This is a genomic window from Micrococcus sp. 093350064-1, assembly GCF_053627955.1.
This window is the reverse complement of sequence record NZ_JBSEYU010000012.1, coordinates 1-14,193: the sequence shown is the minus strand read 5'-3', so window position 1 is coordinate 14,193 and position 14,193 is coordinate 1. Positions and strand designations below refer to the sequence as shown.

General features: G+C 72.7%; 14 protein-coding genes and 1 tRNA gene. 8 read left to right on the top strand and 7 right to left on the bottom strand.

Going from position 1 to position 14,193, the window contains the following annotated elements; genetic code table 11:
• Positions 1–21 precede the first annotated feature (21 nt).
• A complete protein-coding gene (locus tag ACUW6W_RS10760; protein WP_041103073.1) occupies positions 22–285 on the bottom strand; it encodes a hypothetical protein in 264 nt (87 codons plus the stop codon).
• A 211-nt stretch (positions 286–496) separates the two neighbouring features.
• Between ACUW6W_RS10760 and ACUW6W_RS10755 the strand changes: the two genes are divergently transcribed.
• Together ACUW6W_RS10755 and ACUW6W_RS10750 are read left to right on the top strand one after the other, a co-directional pair.
• Positions 497–880, top strand: coding sequence for a cold-shock protein (locus ACUW6W_RS10755; protein WP_020628350.1), 384 nt, complete (start codon positions 497–499; stop codon positions 878–880).
• Between the two features lie 3 nt (positions 881–883).
• Entirely contained in the window at positions 884–1,405 is a 522-nt protein-coding gene (locus tag ACUW6W_RS10750; protein ID WP_454180179.1) for a DUF3027 domain-containing protein, read from the top strand.
• 19 nt (positions 1,406–1,424) lie between these two features.
• Here the strand turns inward: ACUW6W_RS10750 and serC are convergent, their stop codons facing one another.
• On the bottom strand, positions 1,425–2,552 hold the full coding sequence (gene serC, locus ACUW6W_RS10745) for a phosphoserine transaminase (protein WP_063190191.1): 1,128 nt from the start codon (positions 2,550–2,552) through the stop codon (positions 1,425–1,427).
• Between the two features lie 128 nt (positions 2,553–2,680).
• On the opposite strand from serC, the gene ACUW6W_RS10740 reads away from it, so the two are divergent.
• From ACUW6W_RS10740 to ACUW6W_RS10730, 3 genes are all read left to right on the top strand, one after another.
• A complete protein-coding gene (locus tag ACUW6W_RS10740; protein ID WP_020628347.1) occupies positions 2,681–3,403 on the top strand; it encodes a metal-dependent transcriptional regulator in 723 nt (240 codons plus the stop codon).
• Positions 3,404–3,562: 159 nt separating this feature from the next.
• Positions 3,563–4,057 carry an HNH endonuclease gene (locus ACUW6W_RS10735; protein WP_036382503.1) on the top strand — a complete coding sequence of 165 codons (495 nt, stop codon included), beginning with the start codon at positions 3,563–3,565 and terminating at the stop codon, positions 4,055–4,057.
• Positions 4,058–4,133: 76 nt separating this feature from the next.
• Positions 4,134–6,002, top strand: coding sequence for an ABC transporter ATP-binding protein (locus ACUW6W_RS10730; protein WP_454180178.1), 1,869 nt, complete (start codon positions 4,134–4,136; stop codon positions 6,000–6,002).
• Positions 6,003–6,028: 26 nt separating this feature from the next.
• Here ACUW6W_RS10730 and ACUW6W_RS10725 read toward each other — a convergent pair.
• Both ACUW6W_RS10725 and ACUW6W_RS10720 read right to left on the bottom strand, forming a co-directional pair.
• A tRNA-Arg gene (locus tag ACUW6W_RS10725) sits at positions 6,029–6,102 on the bottom strand.
• Positions 6,103–6,145: 43 nt separating this feature from the next.
• Positions 6,146–6,796 (bottom strand): hypothetical protein, encoded by a 651-nt coding sequence (locus ACUW6W_RS10720; protein WP_256837037.1) that lies wholly within the window; start codon positions 6,794–6,796, stop codon positions 6,146–6,148.
• A gap of 230 nt (positions 6,797–7,026) precedes the next feature.
• On the opposite strand from ACUW6W_RS10720, the gene pcrA reads away from it, so the two are divergent.
• The 3 genes from pcrA (at position 7,027) to sucD (ending at position 11,890) form a co-directional block, all read left to right on the top strand.
• Complete coding sequence (gene pcrA / locus ACUW6W_RS10715) at positions 7,027–9,588, top strand: DNA helicase PcrA (RefSeq protein WP_454180177.1); 2,562 nt, start codon at positions 7,027–7,029, stop codon at positions 9,586–9,588.
• A gap of 184 nt (positions 9,589–9,772) precedes the next feature.
• On the top strand, positions 9,773–10,942 hold the full coding sequence (gene sucC, locus ACUW6W_RS10710; RefSeq protein ID WP_454180176.1) for an ADP-forming succinate--CoA ligase subunit beta: 1,170 nt from the start codon (positions 9,773–9,775) through the stop codon (positions 10,940–10,942).
• Between the two features lie 27 nt (positions 10,943–10,969).
• Entirely contained in the window at positions 10,970–11,890 is a 921-nt protein-coding gene (sucD, locus tag ACUW6W_RS10705; protein ID WP_454180175.1) for a succinate--CoA ligase subunit alpha, read from the top strand.
• 118 nt (positions 11,891–12,008) lie between these two features.
• On the opposite strand, the gene ACUW6W_RS10700 is transcribed toward sucD, so the two are convergent.
• From ACUW6W_RS10700 to ACUW6W_RS10690, 3 genes are read right to left on the bottom strand one after another with little or no spacing between them, the layout of a single operon-like run.
• Positions 12,009–12,644: a response regulator transcription factor gene (locus tag ACUW6W_RS10700; protein ID WP_230282304.1), complete on the bottom strand. Its 636-nt coding sequence runs from the start codon at positions 12,642–12,644 to the stop codon at positions 12,009–12,011.
• On the bottom strand, positions 12,614–13,723 hold the full coding sequence (locus ACUW6W_RS10695; RefSeq protein WP_060973827.1) for a sensor histidine kinase: 1,110 nt from the start codon (positions 13,721–13,723) through the stop codon (positions 12,614–12,616). Before ACUW6W_RS10695 ends, ACUW6W_RS10700 begins: the two co-directional genes overlap by 31 nt.
• Positions 13,724–13,763: 40 nt before the next feature.
• Complete coding sequence (locus ACUW6W_RS10690) at positions 13,764–14,012, bottom strand: hypothetical protein (RefSeq protein ID WP_060973828.1); 249 nt, start codon at positions 14,010–14,012, stop codon at positions 13,764–13,766.
• Between the last annotated feature and the right edge of the window lie 181 nt (positions 14,013–14,193).

The following is a 14,193-nucleotide window of genomic DNA, read 5'->3' as shown; positions in this document are numbered from 1 at the left end:
GGGCGTCGTCGGCCCGACGGCTCAGGGGCGCGAGCGCCGGACGGCGCCCAGCACCACGTGCAGCAGCATCAGGCCGAAGCCGACGGGCAGGCCGAACAGCGCGAGCGCGAACAGCGCCGGGGACGCCGGCCACGCCAGGAAGTACGCGACCAGCAGGGCCACCAGGGCCAGAGCGGACACCGCCGTCACGGCCACGCCCAGCACCAGGACGACGCCACGACCGCCTCGGTGATCGGCGGGGTCGGCGGCGGGCGCGGAGGCGGGGAGGGTGGAGGTCCGAGGCATGCCCGCCACTCTAGTCGGGCTATCCTGGGAGGTCATTGACGACCACGTCCTCCGCCGTCCCCTCCGGGCGCACGGCCAGGCTGGTCCCACCGATGCCGCGGCGCACCGCCACGCCGGTGCCGGACCCCGCCGACCCGAGACGAGAGCACGGCCGCCCCTGCGGCGCCGGCCCGACGCGGTGGACCCACATGACGAGGAGCAGGTGACGCACATGCCCACCGGGCGCATCAAGTTCTACGACTCGACCAAGGGCTTCGGGTTCGCCCAGACGGACGAGGGCGAGGAGGTCCACGTGCCCGCCTCGGCCCTGCCGGCCGGGGTGACCGAGCTGCGCGGAGGCACCCGCGTGGAGTTCGGCGTGGCCGAGGGCCGCCGCGGCAAGCAGGCGCTCTCGCTGCGCGTGCTCGACGCCGCACCCTCGGTGGTCCGCAACCACCGACCCGGCGCCACCGAGATGGCCGTCCTCATGGAGGACCTCATCACGTGGCTGGACCAGACCTCCAACGGCCTGCGCCGCGGCCGCTACCCCCAGCGCGCCCAGGCGCAGAAGATGGCGCAGGTGCTGCGCCGTGTCGCCGACGATCTGGAGGCCTGAGCCATGACCACCCACGACGACGCCCCGCGCGTCGACCACCGGAGCCCCGACGCCGAGCCCGCGCCCGCGGAGGAGAGGGCGGCCGTGCCGCCCGCGCGTCGCCGGGCCCCGCGCCGCGACGAGCTGCTCGCCGCCGCCGTGGACGCCGCCCGCGCGGGGCTGGCCGGGCTGGCCGCCCCGGACGAGGTGGGGGAGCACGTGGACGTGCTCGTGGACGACGACCGGCTCCTGACGCACCGCTTCGCGTGCCGCATGCCCGGCTACGCGGGCTGGCTCTGGTACGTGACGATCGCCCGGGCCCCACGCGCCAAGCAGGTCACCGTGTGCGAGACCGGCCTCATGGCGGGGGAGGGTGCGCTCGTGGCGCCCCCGTGGGTGCCGTACGCCGAGCGCGTGAACGAGGAGGAGCGCGAGCGGCTCAAGGCCGTGGCCGAGGGCCGTGTGCCCGGCGCCCCGGCGCCTGAGACCGCGCCGGACGACGCCGCCCAGACGGCACCCGAGCCCGCGGCGGCCGACCGCGGCTGAGCCGGCGCACCCCGGCGGCTCAGGCCAGGCGCTCGACCACGTGGTCGATGCAGCGCAGCAGCGCCGCGACGTCCTCGGGCTCGGTCGCGGCGAAGGTCGCGATCCGCAGCTGGTTCCGGCCGAGCTTGCGGTAGGGCTCCACGTCCACCACGCCGTTGGCGCGCAGGGCCTGGGCGACCGCCGCCGCGTCGACGTCGTCGGAGAAGTCGACGGTGCAGACCACGGCGGAGCGGTCCTCGGGCCGGGCCACAAACGGCGTGGCGAACGACGACGCCTCGGCCCACGCGTACACGCGCGAGGAGGAGTCGGCGGTGCGGGCGGTCATCGCGTCCAGCCCGCCCTGACCGTTCATCCAGCGCAGCTGCGCGTCCAGCATGACGAGCGTGGCCAGCGCGGGCGTGTTGTAGGTCTGGTCCTTGAGGGAGTTCTCCACGGCCGTGGCCAGGTCCAGGAACGCCGGGATCCAGCGGCCGGACTCCTTGATCTCCGCGACCCGCGCCAGGGCCCGCGGGGAGAACAGCGCGAGCCACAGGCCGCCGTCGGACGCGAAGTTCTTCTGCGGCGCGAAGTAGTACACGTCCGCCTCGGACACGTCCACCGGCAGGCCGCCCGCGGCCGAGGTGGCGTCGACGACGACCAGGGCGTCCTCGTCGATGCCCGCGGGGCGGACGACGGGCGCCATCACGCCGGTGGAGGTCTCGTTGTGCGGCCACGCGTACACGTCGACCCCGGCCACGGCCTCCGGCTCGGGGCGGGTGCCCGGCTCGGATGTGCGGATGTCCGACGAGGCCAGGAACGGCGCCTGGTCGGTGGCCTTGGCGAACTTCGAGCCGAACTCGCCGAAGCTCAGATGCTGGGCGCGCTCGCGGACCAGGCTGAAGGCGGCCGCGTCCCAGAACGCGGTGGAGCCGCCGACGCCGAGGATCACCTCGTAGCCCTCCGGCGCCGAGAACAGCTCGGCGACGCCCGACCGGACGCTCGCCACCAGGTCCTTGACCGGCTTCTGACGGTGCGACGTGCCGAGCAGCCCGGCTGCGTCCTGGAGCGCGCTCAGCTGCTCGGGGCGGACCTTGGAGGGGCCGGCGCCGAAGCGGCCGTCGGCCGGCAGCAGGTCCTGGGGGATGGTGATCTCGGCGGGGGAGGTCATGTGTGCTCCTGACGCTTCGGGGTCGCGGGTCGCGCCCATTCTCCCGCGCCCGGGACCACCGGCCGTCCACGTGACTCACGCCTCGCTAGGATGTCCGGGACGAAGAGCCCGAGGGAAGAGGACGTGCCATGACGGATCTGATCGACACCACCGAGATGTACCTGCGCACGATCCTCGAGCTCGAGGAGGAGGGCATCCCCCCGCTGCGCGCCCGCATCGTCGAGCGTCTGGAGCACTCCGGCCCCACCGTCTCCCAGACCGTGGCCCGCATGGAGCGGGACGGGCTGGTGCACGTGGGCGCGGACCGTCGGTTGGAGCTGACCGTGGCGGGCCGCGAGCGGGCCGTGTCCGTGCTGCGCAAGCACCGCCTGGCCGAGCGCCTGCTTGCGGACGTGATCGGCCTCGAGTGGGAGCTCGTCCACGAGGAGGCCTGCCGCTGGGAGCACGTGATGAGCGACCAGGTGGAGCGCCGCCTGCTCACGCTGCTGGAGAACCCCACCGAGACCCCCTACGGCACCCCGATCCCGCCCCGGCCCGAGCAGGCCTCCGCCGAGGACTGGAGCCGCGACATGGGCCTGGCGGGCGCCCGGCTCTCCGAGGAGGCCGCCACCGCCGGCCGGTTCCGCGTCCGCGGGCTGGCCGAGGGCGTGCAGACCGACCCCGAGCTGCTGGCCCAGCTGGCCGGCGCCGGCGTGACCCCCGGCCGCGTGGTGCGTGCCGAGGCCGCCCGCGACGCCGGGTACATCCGGGTCGAGGGCGAGGCGGAGGACGGCGCGGCCGCGGACGGCGGGGCCCTCGAGCTGGCCGAGGCCACGGCCGCGCACGTGTGGGTCGAGCGTCTCGACGGCTGAGGCGCGGCGCGCCGTCGTCGTGCGTGACGGGGGCGTGATGGCCCGGTGACGGGCCGGTGAACCTCTTCCGCCGCCGCAGGCGACACGCGGCGCGCCGATGCACCCGCGTTTAGCGTGGAGACACGACGCCCCTGTGTCCCCACGCTTCCGAGGCCCCCGATGCGCACACTCGTCCTCAACGCCGGCTACGAACCCCTCTCGGTCGTCTCCGACCGCCGGGCGCTGCTGCTCGTGGCCACCGGCAAGGCGAGCGTGCTCGAGGACGCCGGTGACCCGATGCGCAGCCCCACCCGCGCGTGGGGCCGGCCCCTCGTGATCCTGCTGCACCAGTACATCCGGGTGCCCCACACGGACGCGGCCCCGGTCTCCCGCAAGGGCGTGCTGCGCCGGGACGGACACCGATGCGCCTACTGCGGCGCCCACGCCACCACCGTGGACCACGTGCGGCCGCGCTCGCGGGGCGGCGAGAACACGTGGGAGAACCTCGTGGCCTGCTGCCTGCGCTGCAACGGGGCGAAGGCGGACCGCTCGCTCGAGGCCCTGGGCTGGCGGCTGCGGGTGGAGCCGGTGCGCCCGCGCGGGGCCCAGTGGCGGATCCGCGAGCTGGAGCGGCCCGCCGAAGCGTGGCGGGACTACCTGCGCCTGGCGGCCTGACGCCGGAAGCGGAATCGCGCCCGCCCGTGCCCGGCGGTTCCTAGACTCTCGAACGGTCGAGAGAGCGGAGGGGCCCATGAGCATGGAGTCGGCGGCACGGATGTCCATGATGCGGATGACCCGCGGACAGTCCGACGCCCAGCAGAGCCTCGCCCGCGGCACGGTGCGCCGGACCATCGCGTTCGCGGGCCGGTACCGCACCCGACTGATCGTGTTCGTCGCGGCGTCCATCGTGGGCGCGGTGCTCGGCGTGGCCTCGCCCGTGCTGGCCGGCGACGTCGTCAACGCGATCACCGGTGGCGCGGACCGCGGGCTCGTGGTGCGCCTGGCCCTGCTGATCGCCCTCGTGGCCGTGCTCGACGCGGCGCTGTCCGTGTTCACCAAATGGCTCTCCTCCGGGCTGGGGGAACGCGTCATCTACGACCTGCGCACCGCCGTGTTCGACCACGTGCAGTGCATGCCGGTGGCGTTCTTCCAGCGCACCCGCACCGGCGCGCTCGTCTCACGCCTGAACAACGACGTGATCGGGGCGCAGTCGGCGATCTCGCGGACCCTCTCCGGCGTCGTCGCGAACGTGGTGTCCGTGGCGCTGACCCTGGGCGTCATGGTGGCCACCAGCTGGCAGGTCACCGTCCTGTCCCTCGTGATGCTGCCGCTGTTCCTGGTGCCGGCCCGGGCGGTCGGCTCGAAGCTGGCGGGCCTGTCCCGCGAGCGGGCCGGGCACAACGCGGCCATGGGCGGCCAGATGACCGAGCGGTTCTCCGCTCCCGGCGCCACGCTCATCAAGCTCTTCGGCCGCCCCGCCGCCGAGTCCGCCGAGTTCGCCCGCCGTGCGGACCGCGTGCGCGCCACCGGCGTGGACATCTCCGTGCGCCAGGCCGTCTTCACCACGCTGCTCACCCTGGTCTCCGCGCTCGCGCTCGCGGCCGTGTACGGCGTGGGCGGGCTCCAGGCGATCGCGGGCACCCTCGACGCCGGCGACGTCGTCACCCTCGCCCTGCTGCTGACCCGCCTCTACGCGCCGCTGACCGCGCTGGCGAACGCCCGCGTGGAGATCATGAGCGCGCTCGTGAGCTTCGAGCGCGTGTTCGAGGTCCTGGACCTGGAGCCCCTCATCACGGAGCCCGCGCGGCCCGCAACACTGCCGGAGGGGCCCCTGTCTGTGCGGCTGCGGGACGTGCGCTTCGCCTACCCCACCGCGGAGCAGGTGTCCCTGGCCTCCCTCGAGGAGGTCGCCGTGCTGGATACGCGCGGCGGCGAGGAGGTGCTGCACGGGATCGACGTGGCCGTGCCCGCCGGGGCCACCGTGGCCCTCGTGGGCTCCTCGGGTGCGGGCAAGTCCACCATCGCCTCGCTCGTCACGCGCCTGCACGACGTCACCTCCGGCGCCGTCGAGATCGGCGGCGTGGACGTGCGGGACCTCGCGTTCGCGGACCTGCAGCGGGCTGTGGGCATGGTGACCCAGGACGGCCACCTCTTCCACGAGACCGTGCGCGCCAACCTGACGCTGGCCCGCCCCGACGCGACGGACGAGCAGCTGTGGGACGCCGTCGAGCGGGCCCGCCTGCGCCCCGTGGTCGAGGCGCTGCCGGACGGGCTGGACACCGTGGTCGGCGAGCGCGGCTACCGCCTCTCCGGCGGTGAGCGGCAGCGCATGACGATCGCGCGGCTGCTGCTGGCGGCCCCGCGCGTCGTGGTGCTGGACGAGGCGACGGCGGCGCTGGACTCCACCAACGAGCACGCCATCCAGGAGGCGCTGGGGGAGGCGCTGGCCGGGCGGACCGCGATCGTGATCGCGCACCGGCTCTCCACCGTGCGCAGTGCGGACGAGATCCTCGTGGTCGAGGCCGGGCGGATCGTGGAGCGCGGCACGCACGCCGCGCTGCTCGCGGCGGGCGGGCGGTATGCGGAGCTCTACACCACGCAGTTCGCGGACGCGGAATGAGGCGGCGGCCGGACCGGCCACCCGGGTGCCCCAGGCCGGAATCGAACCGACGGCCTACCCTTTAGGAGAGGGTCGCTCTATCCAACTGAGCTACTGGGGCGCGGACCGCGCGTCGGTCCGGTGAGCGAGTCTAGCCGAGCCCCTCAGGCCTCCCGCGCGGCGGGACCACGACGACGGCGCCGCCCGGCCCACAGCATCACGGCCACCGCCAGCGCGAGCAGCGCGAGCAGGACCCAGCGGGTCAGCGTCAGGGCGGCCGCCAGGCCGGCGCCCGGCCCGCCGGCGGCGATGGCCTGCTCGATCGCGATGTTCTCGCAGATGTCCACGACCGCGAACAGCACGCCCAGCCCGAAGACGACCCACTTGGCGCCGACGGGACGCAGGCGCCACGCGCCGACCGCGGTGACCGTCAGCGCCACGGCGATCGGGAAGATCACGCCGGCCGTCTTGTGCACCCAGTTCAGCTGGCCGCGGGCGTCCTCGTCCATGACCGCGGAGAGCGCACGGATGTGGTCCTGCCCGTAGAACAGCAGGGAGTCCGGCATCGCCAGGCCGCCGCTGAGCTGGGTCATCTGCTGCAGCACCAGCAGATGGAGGTACGCGCCCACGAGCAGGGTGGTCACGATCAGCGCGCTGACCGGGATCGCGGGGCTGCCCTCGCGCTCAGCGGCCGTGGCGAGGTCCTCACGGACGTTGACGTCACGCAGCGTGGGGCGGGAGCGCGGGGACTCGGCGACCGGGCGCGCGGCGGGCCGCGACGGGCGCGGACGGGACTTGCGGGACTTCTGGGACACGGGGCACCTCCGCGGTCCATCCTCCCAGACCGTCCGAGCCGGCCCGGCCCCGCGCCGCCCAGCTCACTTTCGAACGTGAAATCGGGGTCATGGGGACTTTCGAACGCGAGATAGGCCCCGCATCACGTTCGAGAGTGCGGGTGGGGTGGGGTGGGCCGGGCGGGGTGGGGCGGGGGCGACGACGGCGGCCCCGCTGTCGCGTCCGGAGCCCCGCCTAGACTGGGTCCGCCATGGCTGACCTCTTCTCCGCGCTCGGACGCACGCCCCTGAACCTCGACCGGACCCGCCGCCCCGCGGACCCGGAGACCGCCCTGCCCGGGCTCGTGCCCCCGGCCGTCACGCGCGCGGCCGCGGACCCCGAGGCCTGGGGCGAGGACGCCCGCCCGGCCGCTCCGGCGCACACTCCCGAGTCGCTCGTGGCGGGGCTCAACCCGCAGCAGGCCGCCGCGGTGACCCACACGGGGGCGCCGCTGCTGATCGTGGCGGGCGCCGGCTCGGGCAAGACCCGGGTGCTGACCCACCGCATCGCGTGGCTGCTCGCCACCGGCCGGGCGCGGCCGCACGAGATCCTCGCCATCACCTTCACGAACAAGGCCGCCGCGGAGATGCGCGAGCGCGTGGCCGGGCTGATCGGTCCCACCGCCCAGCGGATGTGGATCTCCACGTTCCACTCCTCCGCCGTGCGGCTGCTGCGCAACGAGGCCGCCAACATCGGGCTGAAGTCCACGTTCACCATCTACGACTCGGCGGACAGCCTGCGCCTGGTCACCACCGTCGCCAAGCAGCACGAGCTGGACCCGAAGCGCTTCGCGCCCAAGGCCCTGCTGAACCGCATCAGCTCCCTGAAGAACGAGCTCGTGGAGGCGGACGACTACGCCGCCACCGTGGCCGAGGGGGACCCGTGGGGCCGCGCCGTCGCCGCCGTCTACCGGGACTACACGGCCCGCCTGCGCCAGGCCAACGCCCTGGACTTCGACGACCTGATCGGCATGACGGTCCACATGTTCGAGGCGTTCCCGCGCGTGCTGGACAACTACCGCCGCCGGTTCCGCCACGTCCTCGTGGACGAGTACCAGGACACCAACCACGCCCAGTACCGCCTGATCCGGCTCCTCGCCGGCCCGGCGGGCGACCCCGAGGGCGTGGAGACCCCCGGCGGCGAGCTGACCGTCGTCGGCGACTCGGACCAGTCCATCTACGCGTTCCGCGGCGCGGACATCCGCAACATCGTCGAGTTCGAGCAGGACTTCACGGACGCCGTCACCATCAAGCTCGAGCAGAACTACCGCTCCACGCAGACCATCCTGGACGCCGCCAACGCGGTGATCGAGCGCAACCCGGACCGCCGCCCCAAGCGCCTGTGGACGGCCGAGGGGGAGGGCCCGGCGATCGTCGGGTACGCCGCGGAGAACGAGTCCGCCGAAGCGGAGTGGATCGCCACCACCATCGACCGGCTGCAGGACGAGGACGGGATCCGCCCGGCCGACGTCGCCGTGTTCTACCGGACCAACGCGCAGTCCCGCGTGCTCGAGGAGCGGCTGGTGACGCGCGGCATCCCGTACCGGGTCATCGGCGGCACGCGCTTCTACGACCGCAAGGAGATCAAGGACGCGCTCGCCTACCTGCGGGTGATCGTCAACCCCGACGACGACGTCAACGTGCGCCGCATCCTCAACGAGCCCAAGCGGGGCATCGGGGACCGGGCCGAGGGCGCCATCGCCGCGTGGGCCGAGCGCAACCGCTCCACGTTCTCCGCGGCCCTGCGCGACGCCGAGAACGCCCCCGGCATGGCCGCCCGCTCGCTCAAGGCCGTCCGCGGCTTCGTGCAGATGATGGACGACCTCGGCCAGGTCGCCGAGTCCGCCGGCCCGGCCACCGTCCTGGAGGCCGTCCTCGAGCAGTCCGGCATGCTGGCCGCCCTCCGCGAGTCCGAGGACCTGCAGGACGAGTCCCGCGCGGACAACCTCGGCGAGCTCGTCGCCGTCGTCCGCTCCTTCGAGACGACGCACCCGGACGGCACCCTGTCCGACTTCCTCGAGCAGGTCGCGCTCGTGGCGGACGCGGACCAGCTGCCCACGGCCCCGGACGTGGAGGGCGAGGCGCGCGCGGAGCAGCAGGGCCAGGTCACGCTCATGACGCTGCACACCGCCAAGGGCCTCGAGTTCCCCGTGGTGTTCCTGACGGGCATGGAGCACGGGGTGTTCCCGCACGCCCGCTCGATGACGGACGAGAAGGAGCTCGCGGAGGAGCGTCGTCTGGCCTACGTGGGCCTGACGCGCGCCCGCCGTCGCCTGTTCCTCACGCGCGCCGAGGCGCGTTCGCTGTGGGGCCAGCACCAGTTCAACCCGCCCAGCCAGTTCCTCGGGGAGATCCCGGAGACGCTCATCGACTGGGAGCGGGAGGGCACCACGCGCTCGGCCGGCTCGTTGAGCCTGACCGGCGCCGGCACCTCGCGCTACGCGGGGCGGTTCGGGGGCGGCCGGCCGGCCTGGCGGTCCCGGGACGACGACGGCGCGCGACCCCAGCGCCTCACCCGCGGGGACGAGCCGGCGGACCTCACGGTGCCCTCCGGCGTGGTGCGCGGGAAGGCGCCGAGCCGGGTGCAGCCGCAGAAGGAGATCGTGGCGCTCAGCCCGGGCGACCGCGTCTCCCACGCCACGTTCGGCGAGGGGCGCGTGGACGCCGTCGCGGGCGCGGGGGACAAGACCGTCGCGACCGTCACCTTCGACGCCACCGGGGCGCAGAAGCGGCTGCTGCTGCGCTACGCCCCGCTGACGAAGGTCGAGGGCTGACGGGACCGGCCCGCCGACCCCCCGGTCGCCCCGGGGCGTGGACTACAGTGAGCCGTGGAACGCCGCCGTCCGCCGCCCCGCCGTGCCCCCGCGCCCGGCCCGGCCACGGAGGGGGCGTCGACGTCGGCCGCGCCCGCGGGCGAGGCCGGCAGACCCTGTCTTCGACCAAGAAGGACACACCACCGTGGACCTGTATGAGTACCAGGCGCGCGATCTGTTCGAGGCGCACGGCGTCCCCGTGCTGGCCGGCATCGTTGCGCAGACCCCGGACGAGGCCAAGGCGGCCGCGGAGAAGATCGGCGGCGTCACCGTCGTCAAGGCGCAGGTGAAGGTCGGCGGCCGCGGCAAGGCCGGCGGCGTGAAGGTCGCCAAGACGGCCGACGAGGCCTACGAGCACGCCAAGGCCATCCTGGGGATGGACATCAAGGGCCACACCGTGCACCAGGTCATGATCGCCCAGGGCGCCGACATCGCCGAGGAGTACTACTTCTCCGTGCTGCTGGACCGCGCCAACCGCACCTACCTGGCCATGTGCTCGGTCGAGGGCGGCATGGAGATCGAGCAGCTCGCCGAGGAGCGCCCCGAGGCCCTCGCCAAGGTGCCCGTCTCCCCGCTGACCGGCATCGACGCCGGGACCGCCCAGAAGATCGTCACCGAGGCGGGCTTCCCCGAGGAGCTGCGCGCCGACGTCGCCGAGGTCATCCAGAAGCTCTGGGAGGTCTTCGAGAAGGAGGACGCCACCCTCGTCGAGGTGAACCCGCTGGTGAAGACCGGCGACGGCACGATCCTCGCCCTGGACGGCAAGGTCTCCCTCGACGACAACGCGGCGTTCCGCCACGAGGGCCACGCCGCCCTCGTCGACGAGCGCACCGAGGACCCGCTGGAGGCCAAGGCCAAGGCCAACGGCCTCAACTACGTGAAGCTGGACGGCCAGGTCGGCGTGATCGGCAACGGCGCCGGCCTCGTGATGTCCACCCTCGACGTCGTCGCGTACGCCGGCGAGAAGCACGGCGGCGTGAAGCCGGCCAACTTCCTGGACATCGGCGGCGGCGCCAACGCCGAGGTCATGGCCAACGGCCTCGACGTCATCCTGGGCGACGATCAGGTCAAGTCCGTGTTCGTGAACGTCTTCGGCGGCATCACCGCGTGCGACCAGGTCGCGAACGGCATCGTCAAGGCCCTCGAGATCCTGGGTGACACCGCCACCAAGCCGCTGGTCGTGCGCCTGGACGGCAATGCCGTGGAGGAGGGCCGCCGCATCCTGCAGGAGGCGAACCACCCGCTCGTCACCCTGGCCGCCACCATGGACGAGGGCGCCGACAAGGCCGCCGAGCTCGCCCACTCCGCGAACTGACCGTTCGGAAAGACTGAGGAAACAGCTATGTCGATCTACCTGAACAAGGACTCCAAGGTCATCGTCCAGGGCATCACCGGCGGTGAGGGCACCAAGCACACCCGCCTCATGCTCAAGGCCGGCACGAACATCGTGGGCGGCGTGAACGCCCGCAAGGCCGGCACCACGGTGTCCCACGAGGACAAGGACGGCAACGCCGTCGAGCTGCCCGTCTTCGGCTCCGTCAAGGAGGCCATGGAGAAGACCGGCGCGGACGTGTCCGTCGCCTTCGTGCCGCCGGCCTTCGCCAAGGACGCCGCCATCGAGGCCATCGAGGCCGAGATCCCGCTGCTCGTGGTCATCACCGAGGGCATCCCGGTGCAGGACTCCGCCGAGTTCTTCGCCCTGTCGCAGTCGAAGACCGGCGAGGACGGCAAGCCGAAGACCCGCATCATCGGCCCGAACTGCCCCGGCATCATCACCCCGGGCGAGGCCCTGGCGGGAATCACCCCGGCCACCATCACCGGCTCAGGCCCCATCGGCCTCGTGTCCAAGTCCGGCACGCTGACCTATCAGATGATGTACGAGCTGCGTGACTTCGGCTTCTCCACCGCCATCGGCATCGGCGGCGACCCGGTCATCGGCACCACCCACATCGACGCCCTCGAGGCGTTCGAGGCCGACCCGGACACCCAGGCCATCGTGATGATCGGTGAGATCGGCGGCGACGCCGAGGAGCGTGCGGCCGAGTTCATCAAGGCCCACGTCACCAAGCCGGTCGTCGGCTACGTGGCCGGCTTCACCGCCCCGGAGGGCAAGACCATGGGCCACGCCGGCGCCATCGTCTCCGGCTCCGCCGGCACCGCGCAGGCCAAGAAGGAGGCCCTCGAGGCCGCGGGCGTGAAGGTCGGCAAGACCCCGTCCGAGACCGCCCAGCTCATGCGGGAGATCCTGCAGGCCCAGGCCTGATCCCGACCCTCGGCCGCCGGGCCTGACGGCACGGCGACCACAGCGAACGGCCCCTCACCCGCCAGGGTGAGGGGCCGTCGTCGTGGTGAGGTCCTGTGAGATGACGGGAGACGCGGAGTCAGAGCCACTCGTGGCGGCGGGCGAACCGCGCCGCGTCATGGCGCGTGGACGTCTGGGTCTTCTGCATGGCGCTGGAGAGGTAGTTGCGGACCGTGCCCTCCGCGAGGTGCAGCTGCTGCGCGATCCTGGCCACGGAGTACCCCTCGCCCGTGGCACGCAGGGCGTCGAGCTCCCGGTCGGTGAGGGGACAGTCGTCCGAGATCGCCCGGGCCGTGGTGTCCGGATCGATCCATCGTTGCCCGCTGTTCACCCTGCGGATCACATCGGCGATCTCCTCCGGCTCCGCAGACTTGGTGACGAACCCGGCGACGCCGGCCTTCAGCGCCCGTCGGAGCACCCCGGGACGGGCGTGGCGGGTGAGCATCACCACGGGGAGGTCGGGGTGGGTCTCGCGGAGCGTCGCGACGGCTGCGACGCCGTCCAGACCGGGCATCTCCATGTCCGTCACCAGCATGTCGGGATCGATGCGGCGCACTGCCTCGACCGCCTCATGGCCGTCGGCGGCCACCTCCTCGACGCGGATGCCGCCCTCTATCTCCAGCAGAGTGGCCAGTGCTGTGCGCAGGAGCTTCTCGTCGTCCGCCAGGACGATCCTGATGTCATTCACACCGACTCCTCCTCGTCCGCTTCCCATCGTGCCCCGAGGGTGAACCGTCCGTCGACACAGGAGACGTCCAGGCGGCCTCCGACCCCCGCGAGGCGGGACCGGAGGTTGTCCAGCCCTCCCGTGTGGTCCTCGGCGGAGACACCGGCCGCACCGTCATTGGAGATCACCACGTGCCCGGGGGCAAGGCTGATCTCGACCCTGCGGGCGTCGGAGTGACGCAGGATGTTGGTGGTCCCCTCCCTGATCACGACGCCGGCCACATGCTCGAACTCTTCGCCTCGCGGGCCGCCGTCGTCGTCGGTGGTGACGGTGATGCCTGTGGCCTCGAGCAGCGCGACGGAGTTCGCGAGCTCACCGCGCAGGGTCAAGGTGTGCCCGTCCTGTGCCAGCGCCTTGGTCTCGGCCATGGTCTGGCGCAGGGTCTGCTGAGCCTCATCGAGTTCCCGCTGGGCCGCGTCGGTGTCCGTGGAAAGCATCCGCTGGGCGACGGCGATCTTGAGCTTCACCACGTGCAGCGCATGGCCTTGGATGTCATGGAGGTCCTGGGAGAAGCGCAGCCGCTCGGCATCGAGAGAGGCTGCCCGCTCCTGCTCCGCACGCTGGTCCTGCAGGCGCATGAGGTCGAAGGAGATTCGGGAAACGGGGATGGTCACGCACGCGACGCCCGTCAGCAGGGCGCCCATGCCGACATAGACCCACAAGGCCTGGGGATCGGTGACGAACACGAGAGCGCCGGCCGCCGACCCGACAGTGAGCACCAGCAGGGTCACGACGGCCCTGGCGTGTCGGCTCCACATGACCTCGAGCGCACCGGCGAGGGCGAAGGCCAGGGCGCCCAGGGGAGTCAGATCCCAGAGGGCGCTGAGCGCCCAGGTGAGAGTGCCCAGGGCGAGCACTGCCCAACGCGTCGGAGCAGCCACCTCCCGGTGCCACTGGGACAGCAGCCAGAGGCCGGCGATGAGGCCGGGTGCCAGGACGAGAGGGGGCCACGGCTCCACAGCGGACGTCAGGAGGGCGACGATGGCGGCAACACCGAAGACTGCGAGCAGGACGAAGCTCGTCCTGCTGCGCAGCCTTCGCGTCTCCGACGTGTGCTCGGAGGTCATGGGCACTCCATGTTCAGTCAGCGCGTGGATCGGGTGCCCCTCAGGAGGTCACCTGCGTCTCTCGCTCGACGGCCTTGTGGCTGGCCGAGAACCCCACAGCGGTCGCGACGACGGCGACCACCATGCCGACGATCAGCCAGGTGGCGTCGGCGGTGTCCCGTGCGGGGACCCAGGAGGTGATCTCAGAGGGCAGGATCTCGGGGATGGGCAGGTAGTGCAGCGTCAACATGACGCCGAACGCGGTGGCACAGAGAAACAGGATGAATGCGATGGTCCGGATGGTCTTCATGGGAGCCTCCCGTGTCCAGGTCGATGGTTGGTTCTCTTCGGTGGTCCCGATCCGCCGCGGGTGCCGCGGGATCGGAACGACATCCACGGGCGTGTCAACTTGTCTGTGTAAGCGGGGTGGTCACAGGTAGGGGTTGATCCGGTCGGGGTAGGCCGCGGCGAGCTGGGCGAGGGCCTGCTTC